The organism is Streptomyces sp. NBC_00224, from assembly GCF_041435195.1.
Classification (GTDB): Bacteria; Actinomycetota; Actinomycetes; order Streptomycetales; family Streptomycetaceae; genus Streptomyces.
Window position 1 is genome coordinate 6,709,804 of sequence record NZ_CP108106.1, and the last position, 17,498, is coordinate 6,727,301.

A 17,498-nucleotide genomic window follows, 5' to 3' on the forward strand; every position below is an offset into this window, starting at 1 on the left:
TGCGAGGGGTGCGGCGATCACCCTTTCGTGTGCTTTTCACCAAAGACCTCAAGGGCCGTGGAAGTCCCGCCGACAAAGGATGCGTGAGTACCCTTGCGCACACCATGATGACCACCGCCCGCGCCGCCGACACCGGCCTCGCAGGACCGGGCGAACTCGACCGCTACCCCTACGCGGAGGCGCGTGGCGCCGACCGCGTCTCCCTCCCGGCGTGGGACGGAGCCGAGGCAGACCTCGGCCGGGTGAGCCGCCGCGCGGCGGGCAGCCGCGGGAGAGGACTGCACGGCCAACTCGTCCAGCAGCTCGGCCAGATGATCGTCTCCGGCGATCTCGGCGCCGACCGCCCGCTGGTCCCCGAGGAGATCGGCCAGCGCTTCGAGGTCTCCCGGACCGTCGTCCGCGAGTCGCTTCGCGTACTGGAGGCCAAGGGCCTGGTCAGTGCCCGCCCCAACGTCGGCACCCGGGTCCGCCCGGTCAGCGACTGGAACCTGCTGGACCCCGACATCATCGAGTGGCGGGCCTTCGGCCCGCAGCGCGACGACCAGCGGCGCGAGCTCAGCGAGCTGCGCTGGACGATCGAGCCGCTGGCCGCCCGGCTCGCGGCCGGACACGGCCGCGAGGACCTCCAGCAGCGCCTCGGCGACATGGTCGAGATCATGGGTCACTCGCTCGCGCAGGGTGACGTGATCACCTGCTCGCGGGCCGACGCGGAGTTCCACTCCCTGCTGATCCAGGCCGCGGGCAACCGCATGCTGGAACACCTCTCCGGCATCGTCGGCTCCGCCCTCCAGGTCTCCGGCGGACCGATCACCGGCTGTGACCGCCCCTCCGAAGCCGCGCTCACCCATCACGCCCGGATCGTGGACGCCCTGGCGAACGCCGACGGGACGGCGGCCGAGACGGCCATGCGGCAGCTGCTCACCGTCCACCCCGAGGTCGAGCGCGTCGTCCCCGCGCCGCGCGAGCACTGACGGCGGAGCGCGGCCGGGCGCGGGCTGGCCGCCCCGCCCGGAGGGAGCATGCGTCGCCGGACCTCGGGGGGTCCGGCGACGCGATTATGGGCACTATGACCCTTGTAGGCTTTTTGTCGTAAATGGGGTGTGACTCGGGCCACGTGGATTGGGCGTAACACTCCTCGAAACCGTGCGATGACCTAAGAGGTAACAGCCGAGGAAGGAATACAGCTGCCGCTCGCGGCGCTGTGCACCTCCGAGGTTCAGCCCGCGCCGTCGGCACAATCCCCAGCCGACGGTCGTCGGCTCCGGCCCGATCATGGGCGGGGCCGGAAGCCGTTTCCATCGTTCCGAGAGGTTGTTCGTGTCGGCCAGCACATCCCGTACGCTCCCGCCGGAGATCGCCGAGTCAGAGTCTGTGATGGCGCTCATCGAGCGGGGAAAGGCTGATGGGCAGATCGCCGGCGATGACGTGCGTCGGGCCTTCGAAGCCGACCAGATTCCGCCAACCCAGTGGAAGAATGTTCTGCGCAGCCTCAACCAGATCCTCGAGGAAGAGGGTGTGACGCTGATGGTCAGTGCCGCGGAATCTCCCAAGCGCACCCGGAAGAGCGTCGCAGCGAAGAGCCCGGCGAAGCGCACCGCCACCAAGACCGTCGCGGCCAAGACGACCGTGACCAAGACCGTCGCGGCCAGTGCGGCCCCGGCGGGCGAGACAGTGGACGTGTCGGCGGACGACGCCGAGGCGCCCAAGAAGGCCGTGGCCAAGAAGACGGCCGCGAAGAAGACCGTCGCCAAGAAGGCCGTGGCCAAGAAGACGGCCGCGAAGAAGACCGCCGGCAAGAAGGGCGACGACGAGGCCGCCGAGGGCGAAGAGCTCCTTGAGGACGTCGCGCCCGGCAAGGGCGAGGAAGAGGAGGCCGAGGGCGAGAACAAGGGCTTCGTCCTCTCCGACGACGACGAGGACGACGCTCCCGCGCAGCAGGTCGCCGTCGCCGGTGCCACCGCCGACCCGGTCAAGGACTACCTGAAGCAGATCGGCAAGGTCCCGCTCCTCAACGCCGAGCAGGAGGTCGAGCTCGCCAAGCGCATCGAGGCCGGCCTGTTCGCCGAGGACAAGCTCTCGGCCGCCGACAAGCTCGCCCCCAAGCTCAAGCGCGAGCTGGAGATCATCGCCGAGGACGGCCGCCGCGCCAAGAACCACCTGCTGGAGGCCAACCTCCGCCTCGTGGTCTCGCTGGCCAAGCGCTACACGGGCCGCGGCATGCTCTTCCTGGACCTGATCCAGGAGGGCAACCTCGGTCTGATCCGCGCGGTCGAGAAGTTCGACTACACCAAGGGCTACAAGTTCTCCACGTACGCCACCTGGTGGATCCGTCAGGCGATCACCCGCGCCATGGCCGACCAGGCCCGCACCATCCGTATCCCGGTGCACATGGTCGAGGTCATCAACAAGCTCGCGCGTGTGCAGCGCCAGATGCTCCAGGACCTGGGCCGCGAGCCCACCCCGGAGGAGCTGGCCAAGGAACTCGACATGACCCCGGAGAAGGTCATCGAGGTCCAGAAGTACGGCCGTGAGCCGATCTCCCTCCACACCCCCCTGGGTGAGGACGGCGACAGCGAGTTCGGTGACCTCATCGAGGACTCCGAGGCGGTCGTCCCGGCCGACGCGGTCAGCTTCACGCTCCTCCAGGAGCAGCTGCACTCGGTCCTCGACACCCTGTCGGAGCGCGAGGCGGGCGTGGTCTCCATGCGCTTCGGCCTCACCGACGGCCAGCCGAAGACCCTGGACGAGATCGGCAAGGTCTACGGAGTGACGCGTGAGCGCATCCGTCAGATCGAGTCGAAGACCATGTCGAAGCTCCGCCACCCGTCGCGTTCGCAGGTGCTGCGCGACTACCTCGACTAGGTCGCGTCCTTACGTACGTAGTACGTAGTCGTACGTGACGCAGGGCCCGGTTTCCGCAAGGGAGCCGGGCCCTCGTGCGTGTCTGAGCGGGTGCGGGCCGTCAATAGCTCGTTGACTCTGGGGTGTGCCTGTGTCACCCGAAGTCAGGAGACCGTATGCGACGCCCCACCGTCCGAGCGCTGCGCGGGGCGCTGGCCCTCACGGCGGCCGCGACCGCCGTACCGCTGGCCGTGCCCGTACCGGCCGCCGCCGACAGTGTGGTCATCGGGGGCACGCCCGCCTCCGTCGAGGACAACCCGTACGCCGTGGCGCTCTCCAGCCGTACCCGGTTCGGGGGTACGCGCGCGGGCCAGTTCTGCGGGGGAGTGGTGGTCGCGCCCACCAAGGTGGTCACCGCCGCGCACTGCCTCAGCAAAGAGGTGCTCGGCGCCAACGGGGTGCGGGACCTGAAGGTGATCGCGGGGCGCTCCCAGCTGAGCAGCAGCAAGGGCCAGGAGGTCGTCGTACGGGACACCTGGGTCAACCCCGACTACAACCCGGTCAGCAACGCCGGTGACATCGCGGTGCTCACCCTGGCGAGCGCGCTGCCCGAGTCGTACGTCATCGGGCTCGCCGGGCCGCGCGACGCCGCGTACGCACCGGGCACCGCCGCGACCGTCTACGGCTGGGGCGACACCTCCGGGCAGGGCAGCTACGCCTCGGTGCTGCAGTCGTCCCGGGTCCAGGTGCTGGCGGACGGGGCCTGTGAGCGCGCCTACCCGGGGAACACGGAGGGGGAGTACCTGAGCGCCACCATGCTCTGCGCAGGCGCTCCCAGGGGCGGCCACGACGCCTGCCAGGGCGACAGCGGGGGGCCGCTGGTCGCCGGTGGGCGCCTGATCGGCCTGGTGTCCTGGGGCAGCGGCTGCGGGCAGGCCAAGAGCCCGGGGGTGTACACCCGGATCTCCGCGTTCGTCAGCCCGTCACGGAACGCGGCGCCCCTGTAGCGGGGCGTGGGCATGAGAACGGGCGGCCGCCCCCGGGTGCGGGGGCGGCCGCCCGTCGCCGGTCCTGGACCGGCCCTGGCTCGTCGTCAGTGCGAGGTGTCAGTGATCCTCTTCGCCTGCGGATTCGGGCACCGCGGTGAGGCGGTCCGTCTCGTCCTGTATCTCAGCGGCGATCTTCTTCAGTTCCGGCTCGAACTTGCGTCCGTGGTGAGCACAGAAGAGCAGTTCGCCGCCGCTGGTCAGAAGGACACGCAGGTAGGCCTGTGCGCCGCAGCGGTCGCAACGGTCAGCGGCCGTCAGGGGGCTCGCGGGGGTCAGAACAGTAGTCACGTCGCCTCTTCTCTAGCTCGACGAGCTGTCGTACCAGGGTCAACATCCAACCAGGCCGAAAACGTTCCCGCTCGTGCCTTCTCCTTGAAACTTCTTGGTCAAGGTGGCTGGCTGCTGCCGGTTGGCGGCGAATGAGCCGTATTGCGTTGCTTTACGGTTTCGCGTTGCTTGTCTTGGTTTGGTCCTCCCGGCGGGGTTGCCGGTCGTTCATGAGGACGTGCCCGGAGCCTAAATGGTTCATGCCTGGATGGGAACGTGATATCCGCATCACCCCAACGAGGGATCGAACATGCATACGAGGCTGGACTAGCATGAGTATTGCCGAGGGTGGCGTGACAACGGCTCTACCAGGCCTCGGTACCCTCTGACCGGCGACCGACGCCGACCCCCTACCCATCGGGGGCGAATTGAAATTCAGCGAGGAGCGAACTGCGTGACCGCCGAGACGTCCGTTCCGTCCACTGCGCTGCTGTCCGGCGCCGACCGGGACGGCTCCAACTACACCGCGCGGCACCTGCTCGTCCTTGAAGGCCTCGAAGCGGTCCGCAAGCGCCCCGGCATGTACATCGGCTCGACCGACAGCCGCGGCCTGATGCACTGCCTCTGGGAGATCATCGACAACTCCGTCGACGAGGCCCTGGGCGGGTACTGCGACTTCATCGAGGTGATCCTGCACGACGACGGCTCGGTCGAGGTGCGGGACAACGGCCGGGGCATCCCGGTCGACGTCGAGCCCAAGACCGGCCTGTCGGGCGTCGAGGTCGTCATGACCAAGCTGCACGCCGGCGGCAAGTTCGGCGGCGGTTCCTACGCCGCCTCCGGCGGTCTGCACGGCGTGGGCGCGTCCGTGGTGAACGCGCTGTCGGCCCGCCTCGACGTCGAGGTCGACCGCAGCAGCGCGACGCACTCGATCAGCTTCCGGCGCGGCACGCCCGGCATGTTCACCGAGCAGGGTCCCGACGCGCCCTTCGACCCGTCGAGCGGGCTGCTCAAGGGCAAGCGGGTGCCCAAGAACCGCACCGGCACGCGCATCCGCTACTGGGCGGACCGCCAGATCTTCCTCAAGGACGCGAAGCTCTCCCTGGAGACGCTCCACCAGCGCGCGCGTCAGACGGCCTTCCTGGTCCCCGGCCTGACCATCGTCGTCCGGGACGAGCGCGGCCTCGACGGCGAGGGGAAGACGGAAGAGACGTTCCGCTTCGACGGCGGGATCAGCGAGTTCTGCGACTACCTGGCCCAGGACAAGGGCGTCTGCGACGTGCTGCGGCTCACCGGCCAGGGCACCTTCAAGGAGACCGTCCCGGTCCTGGACGAGCGCGGCCACATGACCCCCACCGAGGTCACCCGCGAGCTCGTCGTGGACATCGCGCTGCGCTGGGGCACCGGGTACGACACCAACCTGAAGTCGTTCGTGAACATCATCGCCACCCCCAAGGGCGGCACCCACGTCAGCGGCTTCGAGCGCTCGGTCACCAAGACCGTCAACGAGGTGCTGCGCTCGGCGAAGCTGCTGCGCGTCGCCGAGGACGACGTCGTCAAGGACGACGCCATGGAGGGCATGACGGCGGTGGTCACCGTCCGTCTCGCCGAGCCGCAGTTCGAGGGCCAGACCAAGGAGGTGCTCGGCACCTCGGCGGCCAACCGGATCGTCGCCAATGTGGTCGCCAAGGAGCTGAAGGCGTTCCTGACCTCCACCAAGCGCGACGCCAAGGCGCAGGCCCGGTCGGTGCTCGACAAGATCGTGGCCGCGGCCAGGACCCGGATCGCCGCCCGTCAGCACAAGGAGGCGCAGCGGCGGAAGACCGCCCTGGAGTCCTCCTCGCTGCCGGCCAAGCTGGCCGACTGCCGCAGCGACGACGTGGAGCGCAGCGAGCTCTTCATCGTCGAGGGCGACTCCGCGCTCGGCACCGCCAAGCTCGCCCGGAACTCGGAGTTCCAGGCGCTGCTCCCGATCCGCGGCAAGATCCTCAACGTTCAGAAGGCGTCCGTCTCGGACATGCTCAAGAACGCCGAGTGCGGCGCGATCATCCAGGTCATAGGGGCGGGCTCGGGCCGGACCTTCGACATCGACGCGGCGCGGTACGGCAAGATCGTGCTGCTCGTCGACGCCGATGTCGACGGCGCCCACATCCGCATCCTGCTGCTGACCCTCTTCCAGCGCTATATGCGCCCGATGGTCGAGGCGGGCCGGGTCTTCGCCGCCGTCCCGCCGCTGCACCGGATCGAGCTGGTCCAGCCCAAGAAGGGCCAGGACAAGTACGTGTACACGTACTCGGACAACGAGCTGCGCCAGACCCTGCTGGAGTTCCAGCGCAAGGGCGTCCGGTACAAGGACTCCATCCAGCGTTACAAGGGCCTCGGCGAGATGGATGCCGACCAGCTGGCGGAGACCACGATGGACCCGCGGTTCCGCACCCTGCGCCGGATCAACATCGGCGACCTGGAGGCCTCCGAGCAGGTCTTCGATCTGCTGATGGGCAACGAGGTGGCGCCCCGCAAGGAGTTCATCACCAGCTCGGCGGCGACGCTGGACCGCTCGCGCATCGACGCGTAGCCGCAGCGGGGGCCGGCGGGGTGGCCGGGCCGGTCCGGGCTGCCCCGACGGCCGGGCCCGTCCGGGCGCCGGGGGTGGCGTGTCCACCCGTGGGTGGAGCCGAGAGCTCCACCCACGTTCAACCCCTGCTCCGATGTGTCTGACCAGGTCGTTTCCGTAACTTCGATGGCGTAGGGAAGCCCTGCCGTCGTAGTTCCGGAGGCCCAGATGTCCGCGCTCGTGAATGTGCTGGTGGCGGTAGCCGTCGTCGCGCTGATCGTCTCGCGCCAGGTGCGGCCCCAGCAGCTGGCCGACGCCAAGCGCTGGTGGCTCGTCCCTGCGGTCCTGGTGTACCTGGCGATACGGGAAAAGGGCCTGGTCGACCCGGACCACCACATGGCCTCGGTGCTGCTGCTCGGCACGGAGATCGCGACCGGGCTGCTCATGGGCGCGGCCTGGGGCTGGACCAGCAAGGTGTGGACCGAGGCGGACGGCTCGGTGTGGACCAGGGGCACCAGGGCGACGGCGGCCGTCTGGGCCGTGGGCATCGCGGTCCGGGCGGGGCTCGCCGGCATCGGCGCCCTGGCCGGGATACGGATGGGCACGGGCGCGCTGCTGCTTGGCCTGGCGGCATCGCTCCTGGTCCGCAGCGGCATCCTGGTGTGGCGGGCCCAGTCGCCGCCCGCGTCGTACGGTGTTGCTGCCGACGGCTCCACCCGGCCGCTGTGGAAGGACCGCGTGTGACCACCGACGTCTGGTTCACCTGGCCCTCACGGGAGGCGCTCTCCCGCGAGGGGCTCAGCCGCGCACGGCTGGGCATCATGTGGGGCGTGCGCGGGCTGCTGCTCGGCGGGATGCTGTGGACCGCGATCAGCGAGAAGGGGCCCGACGGCTGGTCCTGGGCCGTGGGCGTCGCCATGGTGGCGGTGATGGTCGTGCTGGCCCGGGCGTTCTGGCAGCAGACGCTCGCCCACCGGCTGTGGCCCTCGCTGGGGCTGCTCGCGCTGCTGATGGCGTCGGCGCTCGGGGCGCAGCAGACCGACTGGCACATCTTCGCGATCATCGTGTGGTGCGGCTGCGCGATCTCCGCCCTGGAACGGCTCCCGCTGGGCGCCGCCGTCCCCTGCACCCTGGTGGCCCTCGGGGCGTACGCGGTGGTGAACACCGACAACTGGCTGACCACCGCCCTCACCACCGCGGGGCTGGGCCTCGCCGGATATGTGCTGCGGCTGGACGCGGAGGCGCGGGGCAGCGCCCAGCGGCTGCTCGCCCAGGAGCGGGCTGCCCGGGCCGCCGAGGCCGAGTCGGCGGCGTTCGCCGAGCGGGCCAGGATCGCCCGCGAGATCCACGATGTGCTGGCGCACAGCCTCTCCGCCCAGCTGGTGCATCTGGAGGCGGCCCGGCTGATGATCGAGCGCGAGCCCGCCGGGGACTTCAGGGACCGGATTCTGGAGCGGGTGGTCGCCGCCCGGTCGATGGCGCGGGAGGGTCTGGCCGAGACGCGGCAGGCGCTTTCCGCGCTGCGCGGCGAGATCACGCCGGTCGAGGACTTCCTGCACACGCTCGTCGAAGGCGGCGGGCCCGGCGGTCCGGCCGGGGTCGAAGTGGCGGGGGAGCGGCGGCCGTTGGCGGCCGAGGCGTCCCAGGCGGTGCGGCGCGTGGCGCAGGAGGCCCTCACGAATGTGCGCAAGCACGCGCCGGGCGCCGCCGTGGCCGTCCGGCTGGAGTATCTGCCGGACGAAGTGGCCCTGGAGGTACGGGACTCGGGCGGCGGCCGGGTCGCCGACGAGCTGGCAGTCAGCGGTTCCGGATACGGTCTGCTCGGGATGAGGGAGCGCGCCGAACTGCTCGGCGGGACTCTGGAGGCGGGACCGGAGGAAGAGGGCTTCGTGGTGCGGCTGAGGGTGCCGGCATGACCGGGGAAGGGGGCGGCGTGGCTGTGGGAGGTGCTGGGGCCGAGGGCGGGCCCGGAAGTGGGGGCCGCGCGATGCGCGTGGTCGTGGCGGACGACCAGGCGGTGGTGCGCGAGGGGATCGTGATGCTCCTCGGGCTGCTGCCCGGCGTCGAGGTGGTGGGCGCGGCCAAGGACGGCGAGGAGGCGGTCGCGCTGGTCGCCGAAGTGGCCCCGGACGTGGTCCTGATGGACCTGCGGATGCCGCGCTGCGACGGGGCCGAGGCCACCCGCCGCATCCGCTCCGCTTATCCGGGCACGCAGGTGGTGATCCTGACGACCTACGCCGACGACGACTCGCTCTTCCCGGCGCTGCAGGCCGGGGCGCGCGGGTATCTGACCAAGGACGCGGGCGGCGACGAGATCGTCAGGGCGATACAGGACGTGCTGGCCGGACAGGCCGGTCTGGCCCCCTCGGTGCAGCGGCGACTGCTCGAACGGGTGACGGCGCCACCGCCCGCAACGGCTCCCGCGGTGCTGCCCGACGGGCTCACCGGCCGTGAGGGCGAGGTGCTCGGCCTGGTCGCGGAGGGCCTGTCCAACCCCGAGATCTCCCGTGCGCTGCACATCTCCACCGCGACGGTGAAGACGCACATCAACAACATCTTCGCCAAGACGGGAGCCAGGGACCGGGCGCAGGCCGTGCGGTACGCCTATCAGCACGGCCTCTCGCGACCACCGGGTTCGGCCATCACCTAATGGGGTGAAGAGGGGGCGTTGAAGAGTGCGGAGGCGTCCCCTCTGCCCATCCTTGGGCACGCGGCCGAACAGGGCCGTGGACTAAGGAGTGTTGTTCGGTGGAGAGACAGGAACGGCACGAACCGGCGGCGGCACGGATCGACGACCCCTGGTACGACGCGCTCGCCTCCGGGTGGGGCGAACTGGACTGTACGGTGCCCGCGTTCGCTCCGCCGCAGCAGCGGGCAGCAGAGCCGGACGCGGGGCACAGCGCGGCCGACATCTATCTGGAGGTGCAGCGCAGCGCTGCCTTCCAGGAAGTGCGCGCCCGCTACCGCAGGTTCGTGATCCCGGCCGCGCTCGCGTTCCTCACCTGGTACATCGCATATGTCGTCGCCGCTACCACCGCGCCTGACCTGATGGCCCATCAGGTGGTCGGGGCGGTCAATGTCGCCATGGTCGCCGGGCTCGGCCAGTTCCTCTCCACCTTCCTGCTGACCTGGGCGTACGCCCGTCATGCGCGGCTGCGCCGGGACCGGGCCGCGCTCGAACTGCGCTGGGACACCCAGGAGATGACACGGGGGATGGCCAGGTGAGCGCCGGACGGGATCATCAGGCGCTGGCGCTGCTGCTGTTCAGCGCGTTCGTGGCCGCGACGCTGGCGATCACTACCTGGGTGAGCCGCAACCGGCGCGGCTCGGCGGAGGAGTTCTATGCGGGCGGGCGGCTGTTCTCCCCCATGGAGAACGGTTTCGCCATCGCGGGCGACTACATGTCGGCCGCCTCGTTCCTGGGGATCTCCGGACTCATCGCGCTCTTCGGGTACGACGGGATGCTCTACTCCGTCGGGTTCCTGGTGGCCTGGCTGGTGGTGCTGCTACTGGTGGCCGAACTGGTCCGCAACTGCGGGCGGTTCACCCTCGCCGATGTGATCGCCGCCCGGATGAGCGAGCGCCCGGTGCGGATCGCGGCGGGAACTTCTTCGGTCACCGTGTCCGTTCTCTATCTGGTGGCGCAGATGGTCGGCGCGGGCAGTCTGGTGGCGCTGCTGCTCGGCGGCTCCAGCGGCGCGGCCCGCTCGTGGACCGTCATCGGCGTGGGCGCGCTGATGGTGATCTATGTGTCGCTGGGCGGGATGCGGGCGACCACCTGGATCCAGATCGTGAAGGCCGTCCTCCTCATGGCCGGAGCGGTCACGCTCACCGTGCTGGTGCTGATGCGCTTCCACGGAAACATCAATCTGCTGCTCAACACGGCGGCCGAACGGAGCGGCCACGGAAAGGAGTTCCTCTCCCCGGGGCTCAGATACGGCGGTGGCTGGACCGCGCGGCTCGACTTCATCAGCCTGGGCCTGGCCCTGGTGCTCGGTACGGCGGGGCTGCCGCACATCCTCTCCCGCTTCTACACGGTGCCGACCGCCCGGGCCGCGCGCCGCTCGGTCGTCTGGGCGATCGGTCTCATCGGCGGCTTCTATCTGATGACCATCGTGCTCGGCTTCGGTGCGGCCGCCGTGGTCGGCTCCGCCGAGGTGAAGTCCGCGAACGCGGCGGGGAACACGGCCGTACCGCTGCTGGCGCTCGATCTGGGCGGCGGTGCGGGTTCCACAGGCGGAACGGTTCTCTTCGCGGTCGTGGCCGCGGTCGCCTTCGCCACCATCCTGGCCGTCGTCGCCGGGATCACCCTCGCCTCCTCCGCCTCCGTCGCCCATGACCTGTACGCCTCGCTGCGGCGGCGCCACGCCAGGCAGCACAGCGAGGTGGCGGTGGCCCGGGTCGCCGCCGCCGGGATCGGGGCGGTCGCCATCGGCCTCGGCCTGCTCGCCCGGGACCTGAACGTGGCGTTCCTGGTCGGGCTGGCGTTCGCGGTCGCGGCCTCGGCCAATCTGCCCGTGCTGCTCTACTCGTTGTTCTGGCGGAACTTCACCACCCGGGGCGCGGTCTGGTCGGTCTACGGCGGGCTGGTTCCCGCGCTGGTCCTGGTGGTGCTGTCGCCGGTGGTCTCCGGCGGGCCCCACGCGCTGTTCCCCGGGGTGGACTTCCAGTTCTTCCCGCTGGAGAACCCGGGCCTCGTCTCCATCCCGCTGGGCTTCCTGGCCGGCTGGCTGGGCACGGTGACCTCACCCGAGCCGCCGGACGAGGCCCGCCACGCGGAGACGGAGGTGCGGTCGCTGACGGGAGCGGGCGCGGTCTAGCCGTCGGCAGGATCGATCCTCCTGAGGTCAGGGCCGCCCGTCCGCGGACCCGCCGGTCACACCGCCCAGGCGTACCGGTGTTCCGGGCGGCCCGTCTCCCCGTACCGCAGGGTGAGGCGGAGGCGGCCGGACTGCTCCAGGAGCCGCAGGTAGCGCTGGGCGGTGGAGCGGCTGAGGCCGGTGCGGCCCGCCACCTCATGGGCCGAGAGCGGATGGTCCGCGTGGTGCAGCACCTCGCGGATCAGCTCGGCCGTAGGCAGCGAGTGACCGCTGGGCAGCCCGGGGGCACTCGGACCTCCCCGGGCGTCACTCGGACCCGGGCGTCAGCGGCCGGTCGCCCACTCGTAGCGGTGCTCGGGGCGGCCGGTCTCCCCGTAGCGCAGACCGAGCCGCACCCGGCCCGCCCGCTCCAGGAGCTTCAGATAGCGCTGGGCCGTCTGCCGGCTCACCCCCGCCCGCTCCGCGATCTCCTGCGCCGAGAGCGGGCCTTCGGCCGCGAGCAGCACCTGGCGCAGCAGTTCGGCGGTGGTGGGGGAGTGGCCCTTGGGCAGGTCGGGCTCGGCGGAGACGGAGAGGGCGCCGAAGATCCGGTCCACCTGGGCCTGTTCGGCCTCGCCGCCGCCGTCGAGGGTGCGGCGCAGCGCGGCGTACGCCTCCAGCTTGGTGCGCAGCCCCGCGAAGTTGAACGGCTTGACGAGGTACTGGAGTGCCCCCTGGCGCATCGCGGCCTGGACGGTGCTGACGTCGCGGGCGGCCGTCACCATGATCACGTCGGTGTGGTGGCCGAGCCGGCGCAGCTCGCGTACGACGGCGAGGCCGTTCTCGTCCGGCAGATAGTGGTCGAGCAGGACCAGGTCGACGGGGCGCTCGGCGATGACCGCGAGCGCCTCCGCGGCCGAATGCGCCTTCGCCACCACCCGGAAACCGGGAACTTTCTCGGCGTACGCGGCATTGATGTCGGCGACCCGCCGGTCGTCGTCCACGACGAGGACATCGATCATCGCGCCTCCTCATGCAGTACGGTCCCGTTCTCCGCAATGATCATGTTCCCGGGGCCGGTCGCGCCCGGATCCCCGTCCAGGGCCTCGCTCAGCGCCTCCGGCAGGACGACGGTGAACTCGGCCCCGCCGTCCGGACCCGTCGCCACGCGCGCGTGCCCGCCCTGCCGCTCGGCGAACCGCCGGACCAGGGCGAGCCCCAGACCCCGCTTGCCGTGGGCGGGGAGAGCCTTGGTGGACCAGCCCTCGGTGAAGATCAGTTCGCGCTGCCCGTCGGGGACGCCGGGGCCGCTGTCGACGACCCGCAGCACGGCCGTACGCCCCTCGGCGCGCAGGGTCACTCCGACCGAGGCGTCCGGAGTGCCGGCGGCCGCGTCCAGCGCGTTGTCGACGAGGTTCCCGACGACGGTGACGAGTCCGCGTGGGTCGACCAGCCGGTCGGGGAGCAGGGTGTCCGGGGTGATGCGCAGGGCGACCGCGCGCTCGGCCGCCACGGTGGCCTTGCCGACCAGCATCGCCGCGAGCAGCGGGTCGCGGACCTTCTCGGTGACCTGCTCGGCGGTGGTCCGGTGCACCCCGACGACCTCGGTGACGAACTCGACCGCCTCTTCGTGCATCTCCAGCTCCAGCAGTCCGAGCAGGGTGTGCAGCCGGTTGGCGTGCTCGTGGTCCTGGGCGCGCAGGGCGTCGATGAGGCCGTGGGTGGAGTCCAGCTCGCGTCCCAGGCGCTCCAGCTCGGTGCGGTCCCGCAGGGTGGCGACGGCGCCGCCGTCGTCGGTCGGCATGCGGTTGGCGACCAGGACGCGGTGGCCGCGTACGGTCAGCAGATCGGTGCCCGAGACGCGGCCCGCGAGCACATCGGTCGTCCGCCCCGCGCCGAGCACCTCGTCCAGGGGGCGGCCCGCGGCCTCGGGGCCGACGCCGAGCAGCCGCTGGGCCTCGTCGTTGAGCAGCCGGATCTTGCCGGTGCGGTCGAGCGCCACCACGCCCTCGCGGATCGAGTGGAGCATCGCCTCGCGCTCCGCGAGCAGCGCGGAGATGTCGGAGAAGGCCAGGTCACGGGTCTGTTTCTGGATCCGGCGGGAGATCAGATAGGCGGCGAGCGCCCCTGCCGCGAGGGCGCCGCCCGCGTAGGCGAGCAGCCCGGGGATGGCGGCGAGCAGCCGGGCGCGCACGCTGTCGTACTCGATCCCGACCGAAACCGCCCCCACGATCGCGCCGCCGGAGTCCCGCAGCGGCACCTTGCCGCGCGCCGAGCGGCCCAGCGTGCCGCTGTCGATCTCCATGACCTCCTCGCCCGCCAGCGCCTCGCTGGGGTCGGTGGAGACGACCTTGCCGATCTGCCTGCCGTCGGTGTGCGACCAGCGCACCCCGCGCCGGTCCATGACCACCACGTACTCGGCGCCGGTGGCCTTGCGGACCCGCTCGGCCTCGCGCTGCACGGGGCCGTCGGCGGCGGGCCGGGACGCGACCAGGTCCGCCGCGAGCTGCGGCTGGGCGGCCGTCGACTCGGCGATGGCGAGGGCCCGGCGCATCGCCTGGTCGTCGAGCTGGTGGCTGAGCGGGGCGAGGAACAGGCCGGTCGCGAGCACGGTGACACCGGCGGCGATGGCCAGCTGCATCAGCAGCACCTGGGAGAAGACGCGCTGCGGCCAGCCGAACCGCCGCCGTCCGGGTGCGGGCGTGCTGGGGACGGCACTCATGCCTATGCACGGTAGACGGCTCCGCGGCGCATTCGAAATCTGTTCGCACCGTGGGCGCCGCGGCACTCCTGGTCACCTGGGTCCTGTGCAACCACTTGAACGCCGCCGGGAGGCTGCCGCGCGACACCGCTGTCCGGCTGCGGGCGTGAATTCCTTATCCGCTCCTTATGCTCCTCTATTCGTTCCTTATCCGTTCCTTACGCCTCGGGGATGTCCGCCTTGGCACGCACGAGCGTGTCGCGGGTGATCACGACGATCCGCTCGTAATCGGCACGCGCGGCGTCAAGGGGCAGCCTGCCGTCCAGGATCTCGGTCACGTCCGTACCGATGACGGCGAAACGGCCGTCACTCAGCTCGAAGATGTCGGGGCATGTCTGCCCCGACAGGCTGCCGCGTTCTCGTGGGGAAGCACCGACCCGGCGCACGATTTTCACCAGGGACCGTTCCAATGGCTCGGAGGAGTCTGGGTCGTAGGACAGATAACCAGACTCCCGCAGGCCGCGGTAGGCCCCCATGGAATTGGTGAGGATTACCTCAACTGGCTGATGTTCTGCACGATCTCGTCGACACGCCGGCCGAGGCGTGCCTCCTGCGAGTCCTCCTGGAGTTCGGACCGGTGCTGCCGGGTGAACTCCCAGTATTCGCGGAAAATAGGACTGCGGCAGATGACGTGCAGATGTCCGCCGATCTCGCTCTCGTTCGTCGAACCGGTGCGGTAGGCGTGCAGCACATTGCTGTAGAGAGCGTTCGCGTAGAGGAACTGCCGCTGTTTCACCGGGGGCACGTCCTCCTCGAACGTATCGAGGACGGCGGCGAGTTCGGGGTCGTCGATGGCCTTGCTGAGCAGGTCGAAGTGGAGCCGGTGCTGGTGGGTGAGGGTGATCCGGCGGGCCAGCAGCCGGTGCTGGAGGGCGAGTCCGGCGGCGCCCGCGGCGATGGCGAGCCCGGCGAAGACGCCGCCGGCGGAGGCCGTGCCGGCCGCCGGGGCGATCGCGTGGAACCCGGCGCCGAGCGCCAGGCTGAGGACGGCGGCCAGCGCCACGGCACCCGCCGCGAGCGCCGCCGTCGTCACCGTGCCGTCGTGCTGTCCGGTTCTGTGCTGGCTGGTCATGTCTCTTCTCCCGTACGACTTTTACTACTGTGGGGGAGTGGGCGGCCCCTGGGTGGCCCTGATCTCCTCGTCGATCAGCTCTGCCAGTTTCCTTTCGTGGCTGTCCCCGGGGAGAGTGAATTTCGCGTCCCTGGAGAGCGCCCAGTACCGAAGATAGGGTGCACTGCTCCGTAATGACCTCGCGTGTACGCGCAGTTCGTCGTCCGAATAGCTGCCCCACTGACGGGCGAGCAACAAGTGCCCGAACGTCAGGTTGGCGAACAGGTACTGTCGCTCCTCCTCGTGAGGGATACCCGGAAAGCCGTTCCACACCGCCGCGAGCGACGGATCCTCCATGGCCATCCGGGTGAGCTGCACATGCAGCGAGCGCATATTCGCCTCGGCGCTTCGGTGAAGTTCCTGGCGGGACTGGGTCAGTTCCTCGCGCTGGTCCGCGAGTTCGGTGCGCTGCATGCGCAGTTCCTGGTATTGGAGCAGCAGTGCCACCACGAGTATGAGGAATGCCAGGCCGGAGAAGACGGCGCTGGCGGCGCTGAAATAGTTGCCGATCTGGCTGCGGCGCTCGGCGCGGTCCAGGCTGCCCTCGCGCCGCTGGACGGTGTCGATGAGCCAGCCGCTGACCAGCACGGCGGCCGCGCTCACCAGGGCGGTTCCGGCGAGTGTGGCGGCCGTCCAGAGGGCGAACTTCGCGGTGGAGCGGAGCCGGCCGGACGGGGCTGTCGTTCCTGGCATGAGACCTCCCGAGGGTGGGCAGTCAATCTGCCCGCGCGCCCGCCGGGCGACGCGCGGCCGGGACGGCGGGCGCGCGCGTTCCGGCCACGGGCGGTGGGCGCTCGGGCGCGGGGGTGTGCGCCGGGACGCGCCGCGGGTGGTCGGGCTGGGCCGACCTCGCCCCGGGCCGCCCCGCCCCGGGGCGCCAATATCCTGGAGCGGGCTCGGGGAACATCCCCGAGCCCCGCCCGCCCCGCCTGAGAGAGGTCCCCCTCGTGAGTCCGACCGGTCCGGCCCAGCAGATCCCCGTCGTCGTCCTCGCGGGCTTCCTCGGCTCGGGCAAGACCACCCTGCTCAACCATCTGCTCCGGGCCAGCAGGGGCACCCGGATCGGGGCGATCGTCAACGACTTCGGGTCCATCGAGATCGACGCGATGACCGTGGCCGGACAACTCGGCGACTCGACGCTGTCGCTCGGCAACGGCTGCCTGTGCTGCGCCGTCGACGCGAGCGAGCTCGACGTCTATCTGGAGAAGCTGACCCGGCCCGCCGCCCGGCTCGACGTCGTCGTCATCGAGGCGAGCGGTCTCGCCGAGCCGCAGGAGCTGGTGCGGATGGTCCTGGCCAGCGAGAACCCCCGGGTCGTGTACGGCGGGCTCGTCGAGGTCGTCGACGCGGCCGAGTACGAGGCGACCCGCGAGAAGCACCCCGAGATCGACCGGCACCTCGCGGTCGCTGACCTCGTGGTGCTCAACAAGACCGACCGGGTGCCGTGGGCCGGCCTCGACCGGCTGCGCGCGTCCCTGGGCGGGGCCGCGTCGGTGGTCGAGTCCGTGTACGGCCGGGTCGACCCGGAGCTGTTCTTCGACCGCAGGCCGAGCACCGAGCGGGTCGGCCAGCTCGCCTTCGAGGACCTGCTGGACGACGAGGAGGCGCACGGACACGGGGAGGAGCACGGGCACGGGGAGGCGTGCGGCCCCGAGTGCGGGCACGGGCACGGGCACGCGGCCCATCTGCACACCGCGTACGAGTCCGTCGCCTTCACCTCGGCCGCGCCCATGGACCCGCGCCGGCTGATGGCCTTCCTCGACAGCCGCCCCGAAGGCCTCTACCGCATCAAGGGGTTCGTCGACTTCGGCGCGGCCGACCCGCGCAACCGCTACGGCGTCCACGCCGTCGGCCGCTTCCTGCGCTTCTACCCGGAGCCCTGGCCGCCCGGCGAGGAGCGCCTCACCCAGCTCGTCCTCATCGGCTCCCGCATCGACGCCGAGGGGCTGCGCAAGTCACTGGAAGCGGCCGTGGCCCCGGCGCCGCAGGGCACCCCGGACGAGCACGCCATGTGGGGCGTCCTGCGATACGTACAGCAGGAGGACGAGGCCGAGGAGGACGCGAACGAGGCCGAGGCGGACCCGGGCGCGGACGCATAGCCCCGCCCCCGGGTCCG

At 70.9% G+C, this 17,498-nt stretch carries 16 protein-coding genes and 1 pseudogene; 10 read left to right on the forward strand and 7 right to left on the reverse strand.

Features of this window, described 5'->3' with window-relative positions:
* Window positions 1-29: 29 nt before the first annotated feature.
* The 3 genes from OG965_RS30005 to OG965_RS30015 all read left to right on the forward strand — a co-directional run bounded on the left by OG965_RS30005 (window position 30) and on the right by OG965_RS30015 (window position 3,848).
* Window positions 30-971, forward strand: a complete 942-nt coding sequence (locus tag OG965_RS30005) for a FadR/GntR family transcriptional regulator (protein ID WP_371655160.1) — start codon at window positions 30-32, stop codon at window positions 969-971.
* A 346-nt stretch (window positions 972-1,317) separates the two neighbouring features.
* A complete protein-coding gene (locus tag OG965_RS30010) occupies window positions 1,318-2,862 on the forward strand; it encodes an RNA polymerase sigma factor (RefSeq protein WP_371655161.1) in 1,545 nt (514 codons plus the stop codon).
* Window positions 2,863-3,017: 155 nt separating this feature from the next.
* A complete protein-coding gene (locus OG965_RS30015) occupies window positions 3,018-3,848 on the forward strand; it encodes a trypsin-like serine protease (protein ID WP_371655162.1) in 831 nt (276 codons plus the stop codon).
* Window positions 3,849-3,947: 99 nt separating this feature from the next.
* Here OG965_RS30015 and OG965_RS30020 read toward each other — a convergent pair whose 3' ends face one another.
* Window positions 3,948-4,178 (reverse strand): hypothetical protein, encoded by a 231-nt coding sequence (locus OG965_RS30020; RefSeq protein ID WP_371655163.1) that lies wholly within the window; start codon window positions 4,176-4,178, stop codon window positions 3,948-3,950.
* A gap of 433 nt (window positions 4,179-4,611) precedes the next feature.
* Here OG965_RS30020 and OG965_RS30025 point away from each other — a divergent pair, with 433 nt between their 5' ends.
* The 6 genes from OG965_RS30025 (at window position 4,612) to OG965_RS30050 (ending at window position 11,531) form a co-directional block, all read left to right on the forward strand.
* Entirely contained in the window at window positions 4,612-6,732 is a 2,121-nt protein-coding gene (locus tag OG965_RS30025) for a type IIA DNA topoisomerase subunit B (RefSeq protein ID WP_371655164.1), read from the forward strand.
* Between the two features lie 207 nt (window positions 6,733-6,939).
* Window positions 6,940-7,455 carry a DUF1453 domain-containing protein gene (locus tag OG965_RS30030; RefSeq protein WP_371655165.1) on the forward strand — a complete coding sequence of 172 codons (516 nt, stop codon included), beginning with the start codon at window positions 6,940-6,942 and terminating at the stop codon, window positions 7,453-7,455.
* Window positions 7,452-8,627 carry a sensor histidine kinase gene (locus OG965_RS30035; protein WP_371655166.1) on the forward strand — a complete coding sequence of 392 codons (1,176 nt, stop codon included), beginning with the start codon at window positions 7,452-7,454 and terminating at the stop codon, window positions 8,625-8,627. Before OG965_RS30030 ends, OG965_RS30035 begins: the two co-directional genes overlap by 4 nt.
* A gap of 71 nt (window positions 8,628-8,698) precedes the next feature.
* Window positions 8,699-9,361: a response regulator gene (locus tag OG965_RS30040; protein ID WP_371655167.1), complete on the forward strand. Its 663-nt coding sequence runs from the start codon at window positions 8,699-8,701 to the stop codon at window positions 9,359-9,361.
* A gap of 98 nt (window positions 9,362-9,459) precedes the next feature.
* Window positions 9,460-9,936, forward strand: coding sequence for a DUF485 domain-containing protein (locus OG965_RS30045; protein ID WP_371655168.1), 477 nt, complete (start codon window positions 9,460-9,462; stop codon window positions 9,934-9,936).
* Window positions 9,933-11,531 carry a cation acetate symporter gene (locus OG965_RS30050; protein WP_371655169.1) on the forward strand — a complete coding sequence of 533 codons (1,599 nt, stop codon included), beginning with the start codon at window positions 9,933-9,935 and terminating at the stop codon, window positions 11,529-11,531. The genes OG965_RS30045 and OG965_RS30050 overlap by 4 nt, the downstream gene beginning before the upstream one ends.
* 56 nt (window positions 11,532-11,587) lie before the next feature.
* Here the strand turns inward: OG965_RS30050 and OG965_RS30055 are convergent.
* From OG965_RS30055 to OG965_RS30080, 6 genes and pseudogenes are all read right to left on the reverse strand, one after another.
* Window positions 11,588-11,824 (reverse strand): annotated as a pseudogene (locus OG965_RS30055) (helix-turn-helix domain-containing protein); the annotation flags it as partial.
* A 30-nt stretch (window positions 11,825-11,854) separates the two neighbouring features.
* Window positions 11,855-12,532, reverse strand: a complete 678-nt coding sequence (locus OG965_RS30060; RefSeq protein WP_371655170.1) for a response regulator — start codon at window positions 12,530-12,532, stop codon at window positions 11,855-11,857.
* On the reverse strand, window positions 12,529-14,232 hold the full coding sequence (locus tag OG965_RS30065; RefSeq protein WP_371655171.1) for an ATP-binding protein: 1,704 nt from the start codon (window positions 14,230-14,232) through the stop codon (window positions 12,529-12,531). The genes OG965_RS30060 and OG965_RS30065 overlap by 4 nt, the downstream gene beginning before the upstream one ends.
* 197 nt (window positions 14,233-14,429) lie before the next feature.
* On the reverse strand, window positions 14,430-14,666 hold the full coding sequence (locus tag OG965_RS30070; protein WP_371657102.1) for a hypothetical protein: 237 nt from the start codon (window positions 14,664-14,666) through the stop codon (window positions 14,430-14,432).
* A 95-nt stretch (window positions 14,667-14,761) separates the two neighbouring features.
* Window positions 14,762-15,343, reverse strand: a complete 582-nt coding sequence (locus tag OG965_RS30075; protein WP_371655172.1) for a DUF6082 family protein — start codon at window positions 15,341-15,343, stop codon at window positions 14,762-14,764.
* Window positions 15,344-15,367: 24 nt separating this feature from the next.
* On the reverse strand, window positions 15,368-16,075 hold the full coding sequence (locus tag OG965_RS30080; protein ID WP_371655173.1) for a DUF6082 family protein: 708 nt from the start codon (window positions 16,073-16,075) through the stop codon (window positions 15,368-15,370).
* 254 nt (window positions 16,076-16,329) lie between these two features.
* Here OG965_RS30080 and OG965_RS30085 point away from each other — a divergent pair, with 254 nt between their 5' ends.
* Complete coding sequence (locus tag OG965_RS30085) at window positions 16,330-17,481, forward strand: GTP-binding protein (protein ID WP_371655174.1); 1,152 nt, start codon at window positions 16,330-16,332, stop codon at window positions 17,479-17,481.
* Window positions 17,482-17,498 lie beyond the last annotated feature (17 nt).